The sequence below is a fragment of the Bradyrhizobium sp. HKCCYLRH1034 genome, from assembly GCF_051168375.1.
Taxonomy (GTDB): Bacteria; Pseudomonadota; Alphaproteobacteria; order Rhizobiales; family Xanthobacteraceae; genus Bradyrhizobium.
In genome coordinates, this window is the sequence record NZ_JBNPUW010000013.1 from 1 (window position 1) to 20,175 (window position 20,175).

17 protein-coding genes, 1 tRNA gene and 1 pseudogene are annotated in these 20,175 nt (G+C 65.0%); 11 read left to right on the plus strand and 8 right to left on the minus strand.

What is annotated here, in order from left to right; all coding sequences use genetic code 11:
- Positions 1-168 precede the first annotated feature (168 nt).
- From ACQR0W_RS26145 to ACQR0W_RS26160, 4 genes are all read left to right on the plus strand, one after another.
- Positions 169-603 (plus strand): hypothetical protein, encoded by a 435-nt coding sequence (locus ACQR0W_RS26145; RefSeq protein WP_315715829.1) that lies wholly within the window; start codon positions 169-171, stop codon positions 601-603.
- 367 nt (positions 604-970) lie between these two features.
- Positions 971-1,417: a hypothetical protein gene (locus ACQR0W_RS26150; RefSeq protein WP_315715830.1), complete on the plus strand. Its 447-nt coding sequence runs from the start codon at positions 971-973 to the stop codon at positions 1,415-1,417.
- A 215-nt stretch (positions 1,418-1,632) separates the two neighbouring features.
- On the plus strand, positions 1,633-2,412 hold the full coding sequence (locus ACQR0W_RS26155; protein ID WP_315715831.1) for a class I SAM-dependent methyltransferase: 780 nt from the start codon (positions 1,633-1,635) through the stop codon (positions 2,410-2,412).
- 257 nt (positions 2,413-2,669) lie between these two features.
- Positions 2,670-3,152, plus strand: coding sequence for a hypothetical protein (locus ACQR0W_RS26160; RefSeq protein WP_315715832.1), 483 nt, complete (start codon positions 2,670-2,672; stop codon positions 3,150-3,152).
- Positions 3,153-3,439: 287 nt separating this feature from the next.
- Here the strand turns inward: ACQR0W_RS26160 and ACQR0W_RS26165 are convergent, their stop codons facing one another.
- Complete coding sequence (locus tag ACQR0W_RS26165) at positions 3,440-4,363, minus strand: LysR substrate-binding domain-containing protein (RefSeq protein WP_315715833.1); 924 nt, start codon at positions 4,361-4,363, stop codon at positions 3,440-3,442.
- Between the two features lie 100 nt (positions 4,364-4,463).
- Here ACQR0W_RS26165 and ACQR0W_RS26170 point away from each other — a divergent pair, with 100 nt between their 5' ends.
- Entirely contained in the window at positions 4,464-5,870 is a 1,407-nt protein-coding gene (locus tag ACQR0W_RS26170) for an MFS transporter (RefSeq protein ID WP_315715834.1), read from the plus strand.
- Positions 5,871-5,938: 68 nt separating this feature from the next.
- Here ACQR0W_RS26170 and ACQR0W_RS26175 read toward each other — a convergent pair whose 3' ends face one another.
- Positions 5,939-6,214 carry a conjugal transfer protein TraD gene (locus ACQR0W_RS26175; protein ID WP_315715835.1) on the minus strand — a complete coding sequence of 92 codons (276 nt, stop codon included), beginning with the start codon at positions 6,212-6,214 and terminating at the stop codon, positions 5,939-5,941.
- Between the two features lies 1 nt (position 6,215).
- Positions 6,216-6,542, minus strand: a pseudogene (locus ACQR0W_RS26180) (conjugal transfer protein TraD).
- Positions 6,543-6,711: 169 nt separating this feature from the next.
- Between ACQR0W_RS26180 and traA the strand changes: the two are divergent.
- Together traA and ACQR0W_RS26190 are read left to right on the plus strand one after the other, a co-directional pair.
- Positions 6,712-9,723, plus strand: a complete 3,012-nt coding sequence (gene traA / locus ACQR0W_RS26185; RefSeq protein WP_316187939.1) for a Ti-type conjugative transfer relaxase TraA — start codon at positions 6,712-6,714, stop codon at positions 9,721-9,723.
- A gap of 128 nt (positions 9,724-9,851) precedes the next feature.
- On the plus strand, positions 9,852-10,067 hold the full coding sequence (locus ACQR0W_RS26190; RefSeq protein ID WP_315715837.1) for a helix-turn-helix transcriptional regulator: 216 nt from the start codon (positions 9,852-9,854) through the stop codon (positions 10,065-10,067).
- Between the two features lie 382 nt (positions 10,068-10,449).
- On the opposite strand, the gene ACQR0W_RS26195 is transcribed toward ACQR0W_RS26190, so the two are convergent.
- From ACQR0W_RS26195 to ACQR0W_RS26215, 5 genes are all read right to left on the minus strand, one after another.
- Complete coding sequence (locus ACQR0W_RS26195; RefSeq protein ID WP_315715838.1) at positions 10,450-11,697, minus strand: tyrosine-type recombinase/integrase; 1,248 nt, start codon at positions 11,695-11,697, stop codon at positions 10,450-10,452.
- 185 nt (positions 11,698-11,882) lie between these two features.
- Positions 11,883-11,958, minus strand: a tRNA-Thr gene (locus ACQR0W_RS26200).
- Between the two features lie 150 nt (positions 11,959-12,108).
- Positions 12,109-13,986, minus strand: coding sequence for a heme biosynthesis protein HemY (locus ACQR0W_RS26205; protein WP_316186425.1), 1,878 nt, complete (start codon positions 13,984-13,986; stop codon positions 12,109-12,111).
- Positions 13,987-13,993: 7 nt separating this feature from the next.
- Entirely contained in the window at positions 13,994-15,307 is a 1,314-nt protein-coding gene (locus tag ACQR0W_RS26210; protein WP_316186424.1) for a COG4223 family protein, read from the minus strand.
- Positions 15,308-15,357: 50 nt separating this feature from the next.
- Positions 15,358-16,086: a uroporphyrinogen-III synthase gene (locus ACQR0W_RS26215; RefSeq protein ID WP_316186423.1), complete on the minus strand. Its 729-nt coding sequence runs from the start codon at positions 16,084-16,086 to the stop codon at positions 15,358-15,360.
- Between the two features lie 140 nt (positions 16,087-16,226).
- Between ACQR0W_RS26215 and tsaD the strand changes: the two genes are divergently transcribed.
- From tsaD to ACQR0W_RS26235, 4 genes are all read left to right on the plus strand, one after another.
- Positions 16,227-17,294 carry a tRNA (adenosine(37)-N6)-threonylcarbamoyltransferase complex transferase subunit TsaD gene (tsaD, locus tag ACQR0W_RS26220; RefSeq protein ID WP_315715842.1) on the plus strand — a complete coding sequence of 356 codons (1,068 nt, stop codon included), beginning with the start codon at positions 16,227-16,229 and terminating at the stop codon, positions 17,292-17,294.
- A gap of 214 nt (positions 17,295-17,508) precedes the next feature.
- Positions 17,509-18,489, plus strand: a complete 981-nt coding sequence (locus tag ACQR0W_RS26225) for an NAD(P)H-dependent glycerol-3-phosphate dehydrogenase (RefSeq protein WP_316186422.1) — start codon at positions 17,509-17,511, stop codon at positions 18,487-18,489.
- Positions 18,490-18,665: 176 nt separating this feature from the next.
- Positions 18,666-19,079, plus strand: coding sequence for an EVE domain-containing protein (locus tag ACQR0W_RS26230; protein WP_315750837.1), 414 nt, complete (start codon positions 18,666-18,668; stop codon positions 19,077-19,079).
- Positions 19,080-19,247: 168 nt separating this feature from the next.
- Positions 19,248-19,463 (plus strand): dodecin family protein, encoded by a 216-nt coding sequence (locus ACQR0W_RS26235; protein ID WP_316186421.1) that lies wholly within the window; start codon positions 19,248-19,250, stop codon positions 19,461-19,463.
- The last annotated feature ends 712 nt before the right edge of the window (positions 19,464-20,175 follow it).

The window sequence follows — 20,175 nt, forward strand, 5'->3', positions numbered from 1 at the left end:
ATCACAGCCTGAGAAACGCCCGCGTCCTCGTGGTCAGGACGGACGTCCGCAAGGCCGTTTTTACACGACCAAGACCCGAAGCCGACTTAATCAGAATTGAGCCGAACGCTTAATCGGGCAGCAACTTTAGCACACTAATCAGTGTCCGTATGACCCTGGTAACCGCACATGCCTCATGAATTGCTGAGCGGCATTCTCGGAAGCCTCGCAGCAGAGGTCGCTTCTAAGATTGCTCCTGCGCGACAGGGTGGCGAATTTGCCGAAGTTCCGGCTGAAACACTCCAGCGGCAGAACCGCCGGCTTTATCGTTACCTGTTGGCTAGTGGCTGCTTGGGGTTTGCCACTCCCTTGTTGGCTCTTGCCATAGGGAGTGAGGACGCGCCGTGGCGCAACGCCTGGTTAACCGGGGTTATTTTCGGCCTGCCATTTCTGATCATGTTGATCTTCTTGGCGCTCGTCTGGGCGACACGAGGCAGCAAAAGGGCAACGGAGCTTTTGTTCTACTTCGAGAGACAACAGCGGACTCACATCTACGTTTTCTACCTGTACGCCGTGCCGCTAGCGGTGCTGGGACTCACATCCTCGGTGCTGGTGTGGCTCTAAGCACCGCTAACGAGATTACATTGAAGCAGAAGCATCTCGTTGCTGAAGTACTTTGCTGGCGTAGAATGTGACCACTTTCCCGGGTCAAATGTCCGTCTAGCCAAAAAGGTCGGCAATCGGCATGTCGCCTATTGGCCCCTCGCGGACCTTTCCAGTCGGGACGGTGACGTCTGCTCCCGGAGGTCGACCGGAAGCAAGCCGTCCAGGGGGCAAAAGGACCGGCTTTGACCTAAACCGGACCTTCGTTCGCACCGCTGTCATTTTGGGGTTGCAAAGCTTCAGTCAACGTATGCTGGTACGTTGAGGGAGAGTACCGAGGCATCGTGGCCTCCTGGAGTACAAGCAATTTGGCACTTTGCGGCGACCAGTGAGTCAAACGACGGCCGATCTGCCCGACATCTCGTATCCCGTGCTTTGTTGGCGAGAGGGCTACATCTATCTGGCTGCGACGCCACTCGAACTCTGTGCACATCCCCGCTCGATGTTTGAGGAGACGGCCCAACGCGCCCGCGCTGGCGAATGGCACTTAGTAGACGCCGACGGCCGGTCGTTCGATGTTCTAGACTTTATTCGTGTTCGCCCGTTCGGCGGCATCAGAGCCATCGGACCATGGTTGCTGCGTTCGATTTTTGCGATTCCGGTGCTGGCCAATGAAGCGAGGCTGCCGCTGTCCGAGTTTAAGAAAACGCTGATCGGCGCGATCAGGATTCGCTATCAATATGACTCCGATAAGGCACCGGCGGCACGGGCCATCAGGCTTCTGCAATCTGCTGATTCGTATGCAGCGGCTATCGATGCGCTGCCAAAGAGGTGACGGCGACAAGTAGCCCTTCGCTTTTGTCGCGTTTACTTCCGCTGCTGGCCCGTCCCGGACCTTCGGTCCCGCCGGTGATGTCGGCTTCCGGGCCTCGACCGGAATAAGGGAGCCGGGCACCGACCGCCGGCTTTTTGACCCGAAGCGGAAGTGGGCTGTTGGACGGGCAGACGCCGCTCAGGTTATGTTCCCTAACCGCCAAAAGGGGGCAAACGATGGAGCAGCGTTTCACATTCGATCAGGTCGCGAACGTATACAGGGCCTCACGACCCGATTACCCTGAGGCTCTGATTGACGATGTCATGTCATTTGCAAACCTAGAGCCAACCGATGCCGTTCTTGAAATTGGCTGTGGAACGGGTCAAGCAACAAAAAGCTTTGCGAAGCGGGGTTTGCAGATCGTCGCCATTGATCCCGGATCGGAAATGATCCGCTACGCGCGCGAGACTTTGGCGAGTTTTGCCAACGTGAAACTAGCCGAGGCTACTTTCGAGGCGTGGCCAGTTGGAAATTCAGTGTTCGCTCTAATCTTTGCGGCACAGGCGTGGCACTGGGTATCCCCGGAAGTGCGGTTCGTAAAAGCCGCCCAACTGCTTTCGACTAACGGAACACTGGCCGTCTTCGGGCACGTGCCTGTCGGACTACCCTCACATTTACTGGAACGGTTTAAGCAAATTTGGCTACGTCACACGGGCTCGTGGGGGGCGCCGCCCGAAGCTTGGTACCTACCGAACGGCCCGTTTAAGGACTGGTTTGACCAGTCGCAGTTGTTCGGGCCCGTTGAACACAAGTGCTATCTGTGGAAATGGCAGCACACGGCGTCCAGCTACACCGAGTTTCTGAGCACGCGGTCGGACGTTCGGTTACTCGCGGCAGAGACGCGTGAAGACCTGCTCGATGAAATTGCAAAAGCAATCGACGATCAAGGAGGCGGCCTCGACATCGATTATGAAACGCATCTTTACATTGCTCACCGTATTGATGGCGACAAATAGCCCTTCGCGTTAGCCCATTTGTCGCGTTCACTTCCGGTTCTGGCCCCCTACGGACGATCCAGAGCGGCATTGAGAATGTCCGCTTTCGCGGTTTAACCGGAAGCGAGCCGTCAGACGATCAGAAGGCAGCTTTTCGAATCGGACATCGTTAGTTTTTAGTAACGGCCGCACAAAAGATGCTCTCCTTCGATTTCCGCTTCCTTGTCCAAGAGCGGTATTGAGTGCGGCGTGGGCAATGTCGGCAAGCGACCAGGAAGATGAGAACAAAGCTCGCAATTGCAATGCTTCTGAGCTTCGGTGTGATCGTTCTAGGCCACGCGTACCTTCGCGGCTACGCACCCTTCACCGCTCAATTTGTGCAGACATGTGATAGAGCAATCAAGGAGCGGTTGGTTGCTCCGTCCACCTATGAGCGGATCAGCGTAGACGAGTCTCGGAAGACAATCACGTTCGACGAGTTCTTCAAAGACCCGATACGGCGAGTGTCCGAGGCAGCCAAGAAAGCCATTGCCCAAGTCGAGCGAGCTTCGCCGGTTCAGTATATCGCGCTCATCGATTACCAAGCTCAGGATCGTATCGGTGCCATCATTCGCGAAAGCGCAACATGCACTTTCAACTCACTTGATGGGAGTGACATGCCTGAACGTACAGGTTTTGTGCAGGTCGACGGCGAACATAATATTACGTGGGCTGCGAGGCAGCCGAACGCGGCCGCGCTCCTATCGCGCCTGGGACGGTGACTGGTGGTCGGCTATTGGCCCATCACGTCGATCCTGCGATTGATCGAAATGGCCGCTATCGAGGGGTAACCGGACCACCAGCGGAATCGGGAAGACAGTCGCCCATGAGGCGTAGCGGAAGATCGTAGTCCGTCGCTGGTTATCCGGCCGGATCGCTTTGGCGGCCGCTGCATCATAGAGGTATAGCGAAGCAGTAGTGCCCATCTTCATCGGCCGTGGTGCGCCATTTCGATTGGGTACACCGTAGTTGCGGAGCAATTCAGAGGTCTGCGTTCTGCGCATCGTGTTCAAGCCGAGGGGCAGTTTGCCGTAACCAATGTTTCTCGAGAAAGCCAATTGACTAAAGTCCGGATAGCTCGATCACCGGTGAGTTCTGGACGCCAACGTGCCACATGGACTTTGCTCGAAGACACGTGAGGCGTCGCCAACAACGCCGGTACGAGGCGGCCATCGGCGACTGCGTCGGCGATCAGAAGCGAGCGTCCAAGCGCGACCCCGCCGCCTTCGACGGCAGAGGTGAGGCAAAGCCCGATATCACGCAGAACCGGCCCGCGGGAGACGGCCTGGTTCACGCCAAGTGTCTTGAACCAGAATTCCCAACTCCACTCACCGGCGGGATCGCTCCCCTTGCGAATCAGCGGAAGCTCAATCAGACCGGCCGGATTCGCCAGCGGCTTGCCTTCAGGCAGCACACGTGGCGCGCACACCGGAACCACCCGTTCCTGAAACAATGGCGCTTGAGTCGAACTGGGCCGTGCTTCGGCAAGCGACGTCCAGACGATACGAAGATCGACTGAACTCGTCGCGTCCTGCTCCGCTTGGATTGGCTCGAACTCGACATCGATGTCGGGATGCTCCGACTGAAACGATGGAAGTCGCCTGACGAGCCACCACGCGGCGAACGCCGGGCCTGAACCCAATCTGACGGTTTGGCGGCTGGCGCGGCGGCGCAGACGAGGCTCCAGTCCGGCCATGGTGTCGAGCAACATCGCAAGTTCGGCTCGCAGCAAACTTCCTTCGGCGCTCAGCTCGACCCCGGGATTGAGTCTGCGGAGCAGAGTCGTCCCGTAAAATGTCTCGAGCTGCCGAATTCGATGACTGACCGCGCTCTGGGTCACACCAAGTTCTTCAGCCGCGCGAGTGAATGAGCGGTGGCGCGCGACGGCGTCGAACGCGACCAATGGAGCAAAAGGTGGAAGGCGACGGACCATCGGAGCAAGAAGTGATCAATGAGAACCACATGATACAGTTTCATGAGATTTTGAGAATGCTTCATTCGCTGCCAAGCCGTTTTTCCGCCAGCCTAAGGCGATGGCAGAACATCTCGAAATTGCGCTGGTTGAGGATCCGACAATCGCGGATAACGGTTCTTCTTCACGATTGCCGCGGTTTGCGCTTCTTGCGGCGAGTGTCAGCGGATTCCTGTTCCAGGTCGATCTCACGGGCCTGGCCGCAGCGCTACCGGACATCGCCAGCAGCTTAGGGGTCCCGGTGCAAGACCAGGCCTGGATTATCGACATCTACAGCCTCGCTCTCATCTTCGCGCTTCCGGTTGCCGGTCCGTTTGCAGACCGACACGGGCGGCGAAGAGTGTTCATTGGCGGCGGCGTCTTGTTTGCTCTCTCCTCGGCACTGTCTGCGGCGTCGACCACGTTCGAGAGCCTGCTGGCGTGGCGCGTGCTGCAAGGCGTCGCAGGCGCTGCGATCACGTCGGCGGCTGCGGCGCTACTCGCGGCCGCTTATCCGGGTAAGCGACGCGCCTGGGCCTTCGGCATCTGGGGTACGGTCATCGGTGGCTCAATGGTCGTCGGACCACCGCTCGGAGCAATCATTGCCTCCTATGCTGGCTGGCCGTGGATCTTCTGGATCAATCTTCCGCTCTGTATGGCGCTCGTGGTCTTCGCCTCGCCGCTGGCGGAATCGGAACGTGTCGGCTCTCAACCGCCAATGGATTGGCTCGGGCCGAACCTGCTAGCGCTAGTCGTCGGTTCCTCAGCGTACGCGCTCCTCTCATCAGGCGGATTTCGTGGGATAGCATTGGCTACAACCGTGCTCGCTTCTTGTGCGTTCTGGGTCGTAGAGCGCAGGCACCCGCGGCCGGCCTTTGATTTCGGACTGTTTGCGTCGGTTCCGTTCCTTGCCCTTTGTATCACCGCTATTGCAAGTTCGATCGGTTACTGGTCCTTGCTCGTCCATCTGCCGCAGATGATGCGCGGGCCGATGGGGCTCGATGCAAGTCGCTCCGGATTGCTGCTAACCGCGCTCACCATACCAATGCTCCTGCTGCCTAGTCTGGGCGCGCGCTTGTCGCAGTGTATGCCGGCACGGTTCTACTTCGGCGGAGGACTGACGGTGGTTGGCGTCGCGGCATTGTTCCTGGGAGCCATTTCAAGGGATCTATCCAGCTCGGCAGCGACGTGGGCCGTGGGCGCGATGCTGCTCCTGGGCGGAGCGGGGTGCGCACTGTTCAACGCTCAGATCACGGCCTTCTCGGTTTCCTCGGTTCCAGCCGATCGAGCGGCGACGGCTGCCGCCATGTGTGTCACAATGCGTCAGGTGGGCTTTGCTTTCGGCATCGCGCTGATAGGAGCCGTCCTGAATCTGGGCGGTAGCGGCCTGTATCCACCCGCTTTTCTTCTCGTCGGTGCGATCACGCTTGTGCTTGGTGCAATTGTGTTTGCCTTGCTCTCAATTCCTGTCGCAAGGGAGCTGCAGTAAAGCGGCAAACCAACTTTGCAGTTGATATTAGGATCGTGCAATTCACCAAGCGGGCTGCTGCGGAAGCGTTAGTCGGCCAACGTGCGATTGTCGCGCATTCTACGAACTGTGCGCGTTTCCATTGCAGGGTCCGTTTCGAACGCTTGTTTTCCCTTCGCGGCCCAAAGCTCACGTGCCCGTTCGCCCTCACCGCTTTTAAGCTTGTCAGCCATCCAAAGCAGCGCGCCCAAGATCGTGGAACGGTCGTCACCGGTCAGGTCCACGATGCCGGCTTTGACCACGAGGCCGCCGAGTTCGATGAGGTGCCGGGTGCGCTTGCGGCGTTCGACCTGCCACGCGCGCATGTCATGTCGCGCTTTTGCGGCTTGATGCCGGTTGCGCGCCGTCCGGTTGCCCAGGAGCGCCGTCCGTGTTGCGGTCAGTTGCTGGCGCATTTCAGCGCGTCCGTCCTTGAAAAAACGCGGCGCCGCGCTTGGCCCATGCCTCCCTCTTCCCGGCCTCCTTCGTCTCGGCCAGCACGATCAGCGCGCCTGCCAGTTCTTCAGCCGTCAGTGTGTCAGCTCCGGTCGCGATGACCAATTCGCCGAGCTGGCGCACCTTTCGAGTTTTCAGCCCGCGCGCTTTGTCTTCGAGTGCCTTCAGATCCGCATCAAAGTCTCGTGGCTTGCGCATCATCGTCTCCATGAGCTCGATGGAGAAATAATAGGCGAGCACACCGCAGAATGCTGTAAGGTCATCAGGACGAGCTGAGACGGGGTAGTCCCTCCCGAGATTTTTTCGAGGAGGGCGCGCTTATACGTCGTTCCGACGTGCGCTTCGCCGTGTAGATGATCTGGTCGCGATGGCGATCTATCATCTTCACGTCAAGGTCATTGGCCGAAAGGCCGGGAGCAGCGCGGTAGCATCGGCGGCCTACCGCTCCGGCTCGCGGCTGCGTGACGAGCGGCTCGGCCGCGATCAGGATTTCTCCGCCAAGCGCGGCGTCGTTCATTCCGAGGTCATGCTGCCGGAGAACGTGCCGGAAGCATGGAGCGACCGCGAGCGGCTTTGGAATGACGTCGAAGCGCACGAAATCCGGAAAGATGCCCAGCTGGCCCGCGAGGTGGAGTTTGCGCTTCCGCGCGAGATGAGTGAGGCGCAGGGCATCGAGCTAGCCCGCGATTTCGTTCGGAGCGAGTTCGTGGGTCTCGGTATGATCGCCGATCTCAATGTGCACTGGGATATGGCCGAGGACGGCATGCCCAAGCCGCATGCCCATGTCATGCTGACCATGCGCGGGGTCGACGAGAGCGGCTTTGGCAATAAGGTACGGGACTGGAACCGTACGGAGATGGTCGAGCGCTGGCGCAGACGCTGGGCCGAGCTTGTCAACGAGCGGCTGGCCCAGCTCGACATCGACGCGCGGATCGACCATCGCAGCCTGGAAGCCCAGGGCATTGCGCTGGAGCCGCAAAGCCAGATCGGCGCGCCCGCCAAACGGATTGAGATCCGAGGCATTGCGGGCGACGAGTCTGAGGCCGACCGGGCCGAGATGCACCGCGAGATCGCGCGCAACAATGGCGCGCGGATCATCGCTGATCCCTCCCTTGGACTGGACGCGATCACCCAGCAGCAATCGACCTTCACGCGCCGCGACCTGGCAAAATTCGCGCACCGGCACAGTGACGGGCTCGACCAGTTCGATGCGGTCATGGGCGCGATACAGGGAACGCCCGATCTGATCGAACTCGGTAAGGACGCCCGCGGCGAGGATCGGTTCACAACCCGCGGAATGATCGAGACGGAACAGCGCCTGCACCGTGCCGCTGAATTGTTGGCGGGAGGGGAGCGCCTCGAGGTGCGAGATGCGGAGCGCAGGGCGGCTTTGGCGCGTGCGGAAGCGCGCGGCCTGGTGCTGTCATCCGAGCAGGTTGACGCCTTGGCGCACGTCACGGGTGGACGCGATCTCAGCGTCGTGGTCGGCCATGCCGGGACGGGAAAGAGCGCGATGCTGGGGGTGGCACGGGAGGCGTGGGAAGCGGCTGGCTTCGAGGTCCGGGGCGTGGCGCTGTCCGGCATTGCCGCGGAAAACCTTCAAAGCGGATCGGGCATTGCGTCGCGCACGATTGCCAGCCTGGAGCACGGCTGGGGACAGAGCCGTGATCTGCTCAAATCGAGCAATGTGCTTGTCATCGACGAGGCGGGGATGGTCGGCACGCGGCAGCTCGAGCGCGTGCTGTCCCATGCCGCCGAGGCTGGCGCAAAGGTGGTGCTCGTCGGCGATCCGCAACAGCTGCAGGCGATCGAAGCGGGAGCGGCCTTCCGGTCGATTTATGAGCGTCACGGCGGCGCCGAGATCGGCGAAGTGCGCCGTCAGCGGGAGGACTGGCAGCGCGGTGCCACGCGCGATCTAGCGACCGGCAAGGTGGATCATGCGCTCGGAGCTTACCGCGCCCATGGCTTGGTGCACGAGGCCCAGACCCGCGAGCAGGCTCGAGGGGATCTGATCGAGCGTTGGGACCGCGACCGGCTGGCCTCGCCGGATCGGAGCCGGATCATCCTCACCCATACCAACGAAGAGGTCCATGCGCTGAACGAGACGGCGCGCGAGCGGATGCGGGCAGCGGGCAATCTCGGCGACGAGGTGGAGGTGACGGTCGAGCGCGGCACGAGAGACTTTGCGGGCGGGGATCGGGTCATGTTCCTGCAGAACGAGCGCGGGCTCGGCGTCAAGAACGGCACACTCGGGACCGTCGAGCAGGTCAGCGCAAAATCCATGACCGTGCAGACCGACGATGGCCGATCCGTGCGCTTCGACCTCAAAGATTACAATCGGCTCGACCATGGCTATGCGGCGACGATCCACAAGGCGCAGGGCATGACGGTGGACCGCGTCCATGTGCTGGCGACGCCCGGCATGGACGCCCACAGCAGCTATGTCTCCCTGTCGCGGCATCGCGACAGCGTCGACCTGCATTATGGCCGTGACGACTTTGCCAATGAGGTTCGGCTGGTCCGCGCCCTGTCGCGCGATCGCGCCAAGGACATGGCTTCCGACTACGACCGTGCCGATCCGATCCAAAGCTACGCCGAGCGGCGTGGGATCACGTTTCGCGAGCGCGTGGCCGAGATCGTACGCAAGGTCATGCCGGAGAAGCTGCGCGACATGTTCGACGGCCTTCGCGTTCCTGGGGAGGTGTCCGACCGATATGGCGGACAACGGCCCGAGCCCGGGTCGCCGGAAAGGGAAAGGAGTGGTACGGCAACCGACCGGCGTGAACCCGAAGTGCCGGCAAGGAACGTGGCGCAAGATCCCGAGGTGGAAGCACGTCGCGTCCGGACCCGGGCACTCGTGCGCCATGCCCGCGCCGTGGATGCGATCTTCGCGGAGCGGAAGATAGGCAGGCAGGCAAGTCCGGAGCAGGTGAAAGAACTACAGACGGCCCGCCATGCCTTCGAGGCGGTGCGGCCTTATGGCTCGCATGACGCCGAAGCCGCCTACCGAAACAACCCGGAGCTCGCCCGTAAGGCGGCGGCCGGTCAGGTCAGCCCCGCCATCCGTGCGCTCCAGATCGAGACCGAACTTCGCACCGATCCAAGCCGGCGCGCCGATCGCTTTGTGGAGCGCTGGCACAAGCTTGGCCACACCAGTCAGCGCCTATACCAAGCTGGCGACATGTCCGGCTACAAGGCTGCGCGCTCGGCAATGGGCGACATGGCCAAAAGCCTCGAACGCGATCCGCAATTGGAATCCATCCTCGCCGGCCGCAAGAACGACCTCGGCATCGCGTTCGAATCCGGCCGCCGGCTCGGCCAGGAGCTAGCCCTTGCCCACGGTATCGGCCTTGGAAAAGACCGAGGCCTCGAACGCTGACTAGGCCTATCTGCCGCCGCTTGGGCGCCACGCCCCGACAAGTCGAAAACCCAATTGCACGCCCGCCAGGCGGTGGCCTCTCTTCTCTCAGCAGCCGTCAGAACCAGCCAGCAGGAGGCAGCCCGGCCATGCGCGAAGCGGACCGCATCATCCGTTTGAAAACCGTTCTCGCGAGGACCGGGCTGTCGCGGTCCACGATCTACCGCAAGATCGCCGAGGGCACATTCCCGGTTCAGATCAAGATCAGCACCAATGGCAGCGGTTGGCATGAATCCGAAATCAACCGGTGGATCGCAGATCCTGTCTCGTGGCGACCGAGGGGCGCGCTCGGTGAAGTCCGGTGACGAGAAGATGAACGTCAATCGTCGTTGTCCTCGAAACGCATGATCAACAACGCGCGCGTCCGCCGTGGCGGCAGCTTGCCCTATTCCTTAGAGAGGCGCGTCTTCGGCCCGTTGCTGATTGGACCGTCAATCGGTCCTAGTTCTGCGCTGATAGCAACAGGCTTGTCCTGCGCTGACAGAGGGGCTTCTCCACGCAGCCAACTCCGCGTTTTCTGATCCGTTCTTGGTGAAATGCCGGCGTCCCATTGTTCACCAAAAGGGCCGCCGCCATAAGCTCACTCGTGTCGTACCCCAATCGATGTGTACCCGGAGGTGCTGACCGGATTATCGGATAGCCTTCCTATCCCCGCACACGATCTTAACGTACTAGGCCCACCACTGCTCACGCTGACGCTTCCTTGAATTGCAATATGCGCGCACCCTGGCGCAGCGCATCGAGATAGTCGGCCCACCACGTCATCAGTTTCACACGCTCATCCCAATAGTCGCCGCGGGCGTAGGCCCGGCGCACAGCATTCGGCTCAACATGCGCCAGCGCAGCCTCGATGGCGTTGATGCTCCACTTTCCGCTTTCGTTGGCCAGGGTCGAAAAGGTCGAGCGGAAACCGTGAGCGACCATCTCGTCGTTCGAATAGCCGAGACGGCGCAGCGCCGCACACAGCGTGTTTTCGCTGATCGGCCGCGTCACCGAACGCAGGCCCGGGAAGACAAGCCCGGCCACGCCTCGCCCTGTGATCGGATGCAGATCCCGCAAAATGGCGGTAGCCTGCGCTGGAAGCGGGACGCGGTGAGGTCTGCGCATCTTCGTCCGCTCGGCGGGGATGTTCCACACGGCAGCGTCCAGATCAAACTCAGCCCATGTCGCGTGGCGCAGCTCGCCCGGCCGCGGCGCTAGCAGGGCGATCAGTTGCAGCGCGGCCTTCGTCGTTGGCTGGCCCTGAAAGCCGTCAATCGCCCGCAGCAAGCCGCCGAACGCGACAGGCTCGATAATCGCCGCCCGGTGCTTCGGTTTTGGAGCTGCGATTGCGCCGCGCAGCGCTTGGGTCGGGTCCGCATTGGCACGGGCGGTCGTGACAGCATATCGAAATACGGCACCAATGACCGCCCGCAGGCGCTTTGCCGTTTCGAGCTTGCCGGCCGCTTCCAGTGGTTGCAGCACCCGCAAGACTTCGCCAGCGGAGACGTCGCCGATCGGCAGCGGTCCCAGATCGGCCTTGGCCAGGCCGAGCAGCCATTCCAGCTTGCCAGCGGTCGCAGTCGCAACGCCCTCCCGCTTCTTCTTGGCAAGCAGCTCATCGGCCAGAACACTGAACGTGTTGGCCTGAGCCTCGGCGCGCGCCGCCTTCACCTGGCGCTTCCGGATGGCGGGATCGATGCCGTCCCGCAAGAGGCCCGCAGCTTCGTCCCTTAGCCTTCTGGCAGCTTCCAGTGGCACACCGGCCGGGGCCTTGCCGTATTCGCCAAGGGCGAGCTTCTTCTGCTTGCTGCCGAACCGATACGCGAAATTCCAGAGTTTGCCACCGCTTGGCGTAAGCCACAGTTGCAGGCCGCCCCCGTCCGAGAGCTTCACTAGCCGCCCACTAGCCTTGGCGTTCCTAACGGCAGCGTCCGTAAGTTTTCCACTCGCCATGCCACGCACCAACTGTTGGCCTTTTCAAAGCTACATCGCCCGAAAGGCCAACAAGGAGGCCAACAATTTCATCGGCTGTCAACGAACGAGAACAAACCGTGACGGCCACGAATGACCGAAAATGTTTTGTTTTCAGTACCTTGTCGGCGAGAAACGAACGAGGGAGGACGGCTGCGGAAGGGGGGTGGTGCCGCAAGAGGGACTCGAACCCCCGACCCCGTCATTACGAATGACGTGCTCTACCAGCTGAGCTATTGCGGCGAACCATAGCGGCGAGCGCCCGGCACGAGGCCGGACGACGCGGACGCGCTCCTGATATCGGGCGGACGGCCCGTTGGCAAGGACAACGCGCGCGGCCGCGGCTCCGAAACGAACCGGTGTGACCGGGACGGCGGGAGGGCCTGACGGTCCTCAGCCGCCGAACCGCGACCAGAACCCGCGCCAGCCGCCGGCCTGGGCCTTGGGCGCGATCTGCTCGGCGAACTCGTCGCGGGGCTGGTCATCGTCATCGACACCGGGATCGTCCGGCGGCCGCATGATCGGCACGATCGCCTGGATCGGCGTCTCCGCCGGCCGGGCGAGATCGTTGCGGGTGCGGAACAGCGGCGTCGGCGCGGCTGCCGCCGTCTCGGCCGGCTTGGCGGCGACCGCGTTCGGCTCGGCCTCCGTCTCCGGCTCCGATTCGGCCTCGACGGGACCCGCGGCCTGCAACGGCGGCGCCGGCTCGGCGGCGACGGCCTCGATCAACCGGCTATCCTCAGCCATGTCCACAGGGATATCCACCGGCTTGTCGACAGGCTTGTCCACGGCCTCGGCCGGTTGTTCGGCCTGCTCGGGATCGGCCGCGACCACCGGCCGCGGCGGCTCGTTGTCCTGCAGCGCCGGAGTGATCACCACGGCCTCGCGCGGCGGCTCGACCGCGGCTTCGGCCACGGTGGGCCGGGCCGGCGGCGCCAGCACGGCTTCGGCGAAGGCCGAGCTTTCGATCACGCTGCTGCGCTCCGAGGGCAGGCTCGCCACCGGCGTCTGCCATTGGAAGGCGTCGAGCCGGCCGGTGACCGGCGAGATCGGCTGCCAGCGATCGCTGACATAGCCGTCCGCGGTCCAGGCCGGGTCGTGGCGGGCGCGCACCGCGCGCAGCGCCCATTCGCGCGCCTTGCCGGCGTCGCCATGCTCGGTGCGCTCCAGCTCGGCCATCAGCATCGCCACGCGCTGGGTCGGATCCTCCGTGAACGGCGCCAGCGCCTCGCGGGCGCGGCCGAATTCGGCGGCGTCGATCGCCGCGCGCGCCACCGCCAGCGCGCCTTCGACATGGCCGGGCGTCCGCGCGGCCAGGTTCTCCACCCGCGCGAGCCGCTGCGTGGCCGAATCGCCGAGCCGGACATGGGCGTAGGCGTCGGCGAGATCCGGATGCGGGCCGGCCGCCCAGGCCGCCTCGATGATTTTCATCGCGCGCCGTACCTGGTGCGCCTCGCTCTCGAACTTTGCCGCCAGCACCGCGGCCGGCACCAGGGTCGGCGCCAGCTTCACCGCCTCCATCGCGCTCGCGCGCGACAGGTCGCGATCCCCGGTCTCCAGCGCCAGCGCGCGCGCCGTCAGCAGCACGCCGCGCTGACGGCGGTAGGTCGGCTTGTCGATCATGCCGGCGGTGTAGTTGCCGTCGAGGATCGAAAGCGCACCGTCCCAATCGGCCTCGGCGCAACGGAAGCCGAGCACGGCATGCGAGGCCCAGGTGGCGTTGGGCGCCAGCCTGAGCGCTTCGTCGGCGATCATCACCGCGGCATAGGCGTCGTCGGCGCGCTGCGCCTCGATGAACAGGCCGCGCAAGCCGAGCAGGCGGGTGTCGTGGCGCTCGGCCATGGCGCGGAAGGCGCGCCGGGCGCCGTCGCGGTCGCCTTCGAGCTGCGCCGCCTGGGCGTGCAGGAGCAGCGTCAGCGGATCATCGCCGGCCAGCCGCTTGGCGGTGTCCGCGTGCTGCCGCGCCGCGGTCGAATCGCCCTGGCCGATCGCCAGCAGGCCGTGGGTGATGGCGTGGCGGCCGCGCTGATGCCGGCGGGCGCGATGCGCCTTGCGGATGTGGCCGGGCGCCCGCAGCAGCGCGCTGATCAGGTTCCAGACCAGCACGCAGGCCGCGATGGTCAGGCCGAGCGCCAGCACGAACACCGGCAAGGTCATGGCGATCCGCCACGGGCCCCAATTCAAGACGACGTCGCCGGTCTGCTCGGCGACCCAGGCCGAGCCCGCAGCGGCGAGCCCGACCAGGATGAGGAAAATGACGATCCGGAACATGGGCGTCCTATTGCGCGGGTTTGGCGAGCGCGGTCATCGCGTCGTCGGCGAATTTGCGGGCGGTCGACAGCGCGGCGTCGCGGGCATCGGCGCGTGCGAGCCAGTCATTGGCGGGGGCGCGATCCTCCGGCGAGAGACCCTTCAGCTCGCGGCGGGCCTCGGCGAAATCGTTGCGCAGCGCCGCCGCGGTGATCCGCGCCACGACCGCGCCGCGATCGGTGCCGGCGCCGTCGGTGCGCTCGACCTTGACCAGGCTCGAGGCGCCGGCCGAGAGCTTGCCGAGGATCGAAGTCCCCGTGGTGCTCTCGGGCGCCGGCGGCGAGAGCTTCGGCACGATGGTGAGCAGCTCGCGGCTCAGTGCCGCGGGGCTCGGCACGCCGGTCGTGGCGAATGCCTCCAGCGGCTTCAGCGCGGCCGCGTCGGGCGCCAGCGATCTGGCGGTGGTCAGCGCCGCTCCATAGGGATCGCCGTGACGCACGGCGACGTCGAGCAGGGTCGCGGCGACCACGCGGCGCAACGGCGCGTCGTCGGCCGGCTTGGCCGCCTCTGCCGCCGCGGAGAGCTTGGCGCGCTCCTGTGCCAGCGCCGCGCTCTGGCTCTTGCTCGCCCGCTCCAGCGCGTCGATGCGCGCCGTCAGGCCGGAGAGATCGACCGGCTCGGGTGCGGGCGCCGGCGCGGAGCCGTCGCGCGGCTGCGCCCGGACATCGTTGAGGGCCGCCACGGTCTTGTCGGCCTGCGCGCGCAGGCCGGCGACGTCGTTGCGCAGCGCTGCAATCGCCTTGTCGGCGGCATCGAGCCGGCCGGTCACGGCGCCGTCCGACTTGCCGACGCGCTGCTCCAGCCCGGCGACGCGGGAGGTGAGCTCGTCGATAGCGGCGGACTGCGGCGAGATCGCCGAGGGCGGCTGCACAGGCGGCCAGCCGAGCATCCAGCCGACGCCGATCACCAGCGCCGCCGCGGCCGCGCCGGAGAACGGCGCGATGATCCAGGGCGAGACCGGGCGCGGCGGCCGGGGTGGAGGAAGCTCGGCGTGCGGCGGCTCGGCCGCGGCGACCGTCTCCTCGGGCGTCTCGCTGGCGGCCGATTCCGGTTCGGCGTCACCGGCGCCATGCGGATGCGACTGGCTCGCCGCGCCCGACGACCCCTCGGCCAAGGCTTCGGCCGGCGCGGACCAGGGCGACGTGGTCGGCCGCTCCGCCGCGCTCTCGCTGGCCGACGGGCGCTCCTCGCGCGAGGTCGGCTCCAAATCGATGGTCGGCGGTGGCCGTTTCGGCCGCCCGGTGTCGGAGGCCGGTGCAGCGGTGTCGGGTTCATCGACCATGGTGGAAGTTCCCTGGCTGAGGCAAGATTGAGCAGGCCCTCTTACGCCATTCACGACCGTAGCGCACGGGTCAGGCCCTCCAGCATGTCGTTTTCATCCGGATGCGCCGCGATTGTGACCTGGGTGGCGCCGGCCTCGCGCAGCACCTCGGCGACATTGGCCGACAGGCAGCCATGCGGCACCGCCAGCGCCGAGATTTCGACGCCGTCGGCGCGGATGGCCGCCACGAACGCAACCGCGCTCCGCCGCGAATAATGCAGCACCGCCTCGATCCGGTTGGCTGCGAAGGCGTCGCAGACTTCGCGCGGCAGGGTGGTCACCTGCGCCATGCGATAGACGGTCTGGGTGATCACATCGAAGCCGCGCTCGGCGAGCTCGGAGGCGAGGTCGCGCGAGATGTCGGCGCCGGCGAGATAGAGCAGGGTGGCCCCGGCCTCGATGACGCCGCTGTCTGCGATCAGGTCGCGCAACGCGGTCGCATCGGCCGCGGCCGAGATCACCTGCGTGAAGCCGGCCTCGCGTGCGGCTGCGGCCGTCCGGTCGCCGACCGCGAACAGCGGCAGGCGCAGCAAGGCGGACGCCCTGAGCTGCGGCGCCGCCGCGCGCAGCGCGTTCGATGACGTCACGATGAGTCCGGCGGCATCGCCGCCCACGTTCGGCGGCAGCGCGACCGGCTCGAAGCGCAGCATCGGCGCCAGCAGCACCTCGAAGCCGCGTGCGCGCAGGGCGCTCGCGGTGCGTTCATTGTCAGGGGCGGGACGGGTCACCAGCACGGCCATGTGCTATGCTCCCGTCGAACATGGATCGGCCGGGCTGCAACGGACGGACGATTGCACCTGGCGACCTCGTGGTGTTAGGCGGTTCTGCGCACTCATAATGACCAAAAGGGTTGAGATTGGGTAACGAATCGCAAACGCTCGTGCTGGGCATCGAAACCACCTGCGACGAGACCGCCGCCGCGGTGGTGGCGCGTGATTCGGACGGCAAGGGGCAGATCCTCTCCAATGTCGTGCGCTCGCAGACCGACGAGCATGCCATCTATGGCGGCGTGGTTCCCGAGATCGCCGCGCGCGCCCATGTCGACATGCTCGACCATCTCATCGACGCGGCGATGCGCGAGGCCGGCATCGACTATGCCGCGCTCGGCGGCGTCGCGGCGGCGGCCGGGCCGGGCCTGATTGGCGGCGTCATCGTCGGCCTCACCACCGCCAAGGCGATCGCGATGGTGCACGACACGCCGCTGATCGCGGTCAACCATCTCGAGGCGCATGCGCTGACGCCGCGCCTCACCGATGCAATCGACTTCCCCTATTGCCTGTTCCTGGCCTCCGGCGGCCATACCCAGATCGTCGCGGTCGCCGGCGTCGGCGACTATGTCAGGCTCGGCACCACCGTCGACGACGCGATGGGCGAGGCGTTCGACAAGGTCGCGAAGATGCTGGGCCTGCCCTATCCGGGCGGACCGCAGGTCGAGCAGGCCGCGCGCAACGGCGACGGTCAGCGCTTTGCCTTCCCGCGTCCGATGCAGGGCCGCAGCGATGCCAATTTCTCGCTGTCCGGTCTGAAGACCGCCGTGCGTAACGAGATCGGCCGGCTCGGCAAGGTGAGCGAGCAGGACATCGCCGACCTCTGCGCCAGCTTCCAGGCCGCGGTGCTGGACTCGACCGCCGACCGCCTGCGCGTCGGCCTCGATCTGTTCAAGCAGCGTTTTGGCGCGCCGACCGCGCTGGTGGCCGCCGGCGGTGTCGCCGCCAACCAGGCGATCCGCGGCGCACTCGACGATGTCGCGCAGCAGGCCGGCACCCGCCTGATCATGCCGCCGCCGGCGCTGTGCACCGACAATGGCGCGATGATCGCCTGGGCCGGGCTGGAGCGGTTGGCGCTAGGGATGGTGGACGGCATGGACGCCGCGCCACGCGCGCGCTGGCTGCTGGATGCCAATGCCAGCGTGCCGGGCAAGTTCGCGAATACGCGGGCGGGGTTTTGAGGGTGATGGAATTGCTTTTTCATCCTGCACGAAGCGGCTGGATCGCCCTCGGCTGTGATGTGGCAAGCTCCTGCACCACACGCGGTGCGCTCCCCTCCCCCTTGCGGGGAGGGGTCGGGGGTGGGGGTGGCTCCATAAAGATTCTCGCTCGTGGCACCCCCCTCCCCAACCCTCCCCCGCAAGGGGGGAGGGAGCGCAGCCGAATTCGCGGCGAATGACTCGCTTCCAAACGACCTCCGTCATCGGCGCCGGTGCCTGGGGCACCGCGCTCGCCGCCGTCGCCGCGCGTGCCGGCCGTGATGTCACGCTCTACGCGCGCGACAGCCACCACGCCGCGCGCATCTCTGCTGCCCGCGAAAACCCGCGCCTGCCCGGCATTCCGCTCGCCGCCAGCATCGCCGTGACCGCCGATCTCGCCGAGGCCGCCCGCGCCGACGCCGTTCTCATCGTCGTCCCCGCCCAGCATCTGCGCGGCGCCGTGATGCATCTCGCGCCGCTGCTCCGTCCGGGCACGCCGCTCGTCGCCTGCGCCAAGGGCATCGAGCACGGCACCCATAAATTCATGACCGAGGTGATCGCGGAGGCCGCGCCGAACGCGATCCCGGTGATCCTGTCCGGCCCGAGCTTCGCCGACGACGTCGCGCGAGGACTGCCGACCGCGGTGACGCTCGCCGCGCCCGACGAGGCGCTCGCGGCCGACCTCGTCCATGCGCTGGGCTCGCCGACCTTCCGGCCCTATCATTCGACCGACGTGCGCGGCGTCGAGATCGGCGGCGCCGCCAAGAACGTGCTGGCGATCGCCGCCGGCATCGTTGCCGGCCGCAATCTCGGCGCCTCGGCGCTGGCGGCGCTGACCACGCGCGGCTTCGCCGAGTTGGTGCGGCTCGGCCGCGCCTATGGCGCGCGCAGCGAGACGCTGACCGGCCTGTCCGGCCTCGGCGACCTGATCCTCACCTGCGCCGGCCCGCAATCGCGCAACTTCGCCGCCGGCCTCGCGCTCGGCCGCGGCGAGCCGCTGCCCGCAGGCAAGCTCGCCGAGGGACAATACACCGCGCCCGTGCTGGTCGAACTCGCCACGTCGCGCGGCGTCGAGATGCCGGTGGCGCAGGCGGTCGCCGCCATTCTCGCCGGCACCGTGACGATCGATGCCGCGATCGAGGCGCTGATGATGCGCCCGTTCAAGGCGGAGGAGTGAGCGGTGTAGCGCGACTCCACGCCGCTGATCATGCAGCCATCTCCGCCCTCTTGCCCGCGCTTGTCGCGGGCATCCATGTCTAAGATAATATGGCTGGCGGTGAGACGTGGATGGCCGGGCCTTTGACGTGCTTCGCACTCTTGCCCGGCCACGACGAATGGAAAGAGAACGGAACTATGAACTACTGGCTGGTGAAATCCGAACCCTCGGTATGGTCGTGGGACCAGCAGGTGGCGAAGGGCGCGAAGGGGGAGGCCTGGACCGGCGTGCGCAACTACACGGCGCGGCAGAACCTGGTGGCGATGAAGAAGGGCGACCTCGCCTTCTATTATCATTCCAACGAGGGCAAGGAGATCGTCGGCATCGCCGAGATCATCAAGGAAGCCTATCCTGATCCGACCGACAAGACCGGCAAGTTCGTCTGCGTCGACATCAAGGCGCACAAGCCCTTCAAGACCCCGGTGACGCTCGCCGCGATCAAGGCCGACAAGATGCTGAGCGAGATGGCGCTGGTGAAGCAGTCGCGGCTGTCGGTGCAGCCGGTCACGCCTGCGGAATGGAAGCACGTCTGCAAGCTGGGCGGCGTGTAGGGGCGCAAGGGCTTGTGAGACGCGCAAGGCGTTAGCGCCATTCGTGGTAGCTCCGGACCCGCGGCTGCCATGGGTAGGCTGCGTCCTTTCAGACGCCGCGCGATGATGCTACGTTCAGTTGTGGCAGGGAGCACCTGCTTCCTGCTCCATACCGAACAGGAGACCGACATGTCTGACAGCGTCTACAAAGTCATCGAGCTGATCGGTACCAGCAGCGAATCGTGGGAAAAGGCGGCCGCGAACGCGGTCGAACAAGCTGCGAAAACACTCCGGGACCTGCGCGTTGCAGAAGTCGTCAAGCTCGACATGCAACTCGATGCGAAGGGGAAAGTCGAAGCCTATCGGGCCAAGCTCAACGTGTCGTTCAAGTTCGAAGGTTCGTGAGTTGAATCGACCCTCGACTTCCGTCGAATCTTCCGTCGGCCGATGGACCGGCAGCGGGATCGAGCTTCCGAGTCCGGCGTCATGCCCCGCACGAGGGGCATGACCTTGTTCCGTGATTTCGGTTCGGCGTCCCGGAACGCCGCGCGGCAGACGGCTGCCGCCGCAAGCCTGTCATGCGCGAATTGCCCGTCGTGTTAGTTTGTCGCACGCTGCCGGCATTGCACCGTCGGGCAAATCACCTGCAGATTTCCGCACGTCCCTGCTGCCGCATGAGGGACGTTTCGCGACCGTCACGGATCGTTGGCAGTGGGATGCGATGGGCGTGGGTCGACGCAGCGTGAGCTGATCGCGCGGACGAACGGCGATGCACGCACGGTCAAGTCGCGCGGTCCTGATATCCCGACGCTGATATCAAGCGGGTGCCGATGCCCTCAGCGTGTCGCGCTCGTGATGGTGGCCAGCAAGCCGGCGCACCAGGGAGAACGCGAAGCAGCCGTTAAAACCAATCGCGCAGGGAGGGCCGGGTGTGTTCGGCCAGACCTGTGGTACCTGCCGCCAGCATTTTCTTTCGCTGGCGGGCCACGGGCGCGGCCAGCGCCCGGCCTTCCCTGCGCCCTCTGTTTGAGGAGGGCGAGACCATCAGCACAGCTCGGGCGCGAATGCGCCGCGAGACTGACAGTGCTTGTCCGGGAGTCAGCCAAAGAGCCGCTTG

What these genes read in the sequence shown, in the direction of transcription:
- ACQR0W_RS26175 (WP_315715835.1), bottom strand. Translation starts at nt 6,214, where the DNA reads ATGCGCGCGTGGCAGGTCGAACGCCGCAAGCGCACCCGGCACCTCATC.
- ACQR0W_RS26205 (WP_316186425.1), bottom strand. Translation starts at nt 13,986, where the DNA reads ATGTTCCGGATCGTCATTTTCCTCATCCTGGTCGGGCTCGCCGCTGCG.
- ACQR0W_RS26190 (WP_315715837.1), top strand. Translation starts at nt 9,852, where the DNA reads ATGCGCGAAGCGGACCGCATCATCCGTTTGAAAACCGTTCTCGCGAGG.
- ACQR0W_RS26155 (WP_315715831.1), top strand. Translation starts at nt 1,633, where the DNA reads ATGGAGCAGCGTTTCACATTCGATCAGGTCGCGAACGTATACAGGGCC.
- ACQR0W_RS26235 (WP_316186421.1), top strand. Translation starts at nt 19,248, where the DNA reads ATGTCTGACAGCGTCTACAAAGTCATCGAGCTGATCGGTACCAGCAGC.
- ACQR0W_RS26195 (WP_315715838.1), bottom strand. Translation starts at nt 11,697, where the DNA reads ATGGCGAGTGGAAAACTTACGGACGCTGCCGTTAGGAACGCCAAGGCT.
- ACQR0W_RS26165 (WP_315715833.1), bottom strand. Translation starts at nt 4,363, where the DNA reads ATGGTCCGTCGCCTTCCACCTTTTGCTCCATTGGTCGCGTTCGACGCC.
- ACQR0W_RS26170 (WP_315715834.1), top strand. Translation starts at nt 4,464, where the DNA reads ATGGCAGAACATCTCGAAATTGCGCTGGTTGAGGATCCGACAATCGCG.
- ACQR0W_RS26160 (WP_315715832.1), top strand. Translation starts at nt 2,670, where the DNA reads ATGAGAACAAAGCTCGCAATTGCAATGCTTCTGAGCTTCGGTGTGATC.
- ACQR0W_RS26145 (WP_315715829.1), top strand. Translation starts at nt 169, where the DNA reads ATGCCTCATGAATTGCTGAGCGGCATTCTCGGAAGCCTCGCAGCAGAG.
- ACQR0W_RS26225 (WP_316186422.1), top strand. Translation starts at nt 17,509, where the DNA reads ATGACTCGCTTCCAAACGACCTCCGTCATCGGCGCCGGTGCCTGGGGC.
- traA (WP_316187939.1), top strand. Translation starts at nt 6,712, where the DNA reads ATGGCGATCTATCATCTTCACGTCAAGGTCATTGGCCGAAAGGCCGGG.
- ACQR0W_RS26210 (WP_316186424.1), bottom strand. Translation starts at nt 15,307, where the DNA reads ATGGTCGATGAACCCGACACCGCTGCACCGGCCTCCGACACCGGGCGG.
- ACQR0W_RS26215 (WP_316186423.1), bottom strand. Translation starts at nt 16,086, where the DNA reads ATGGCCGTGCTGGTGACCCGTCCCGCCCCTGACAATGAACGCACCGCG.
- ACQR0W_RS26230 (WP_315750837.1), top strand. Translation starts at nt 18,666, where the DNA reads ATGAACTACTGGCTGGTGAAATCCGAACCCTCGGTATGGTCGTGGGAC.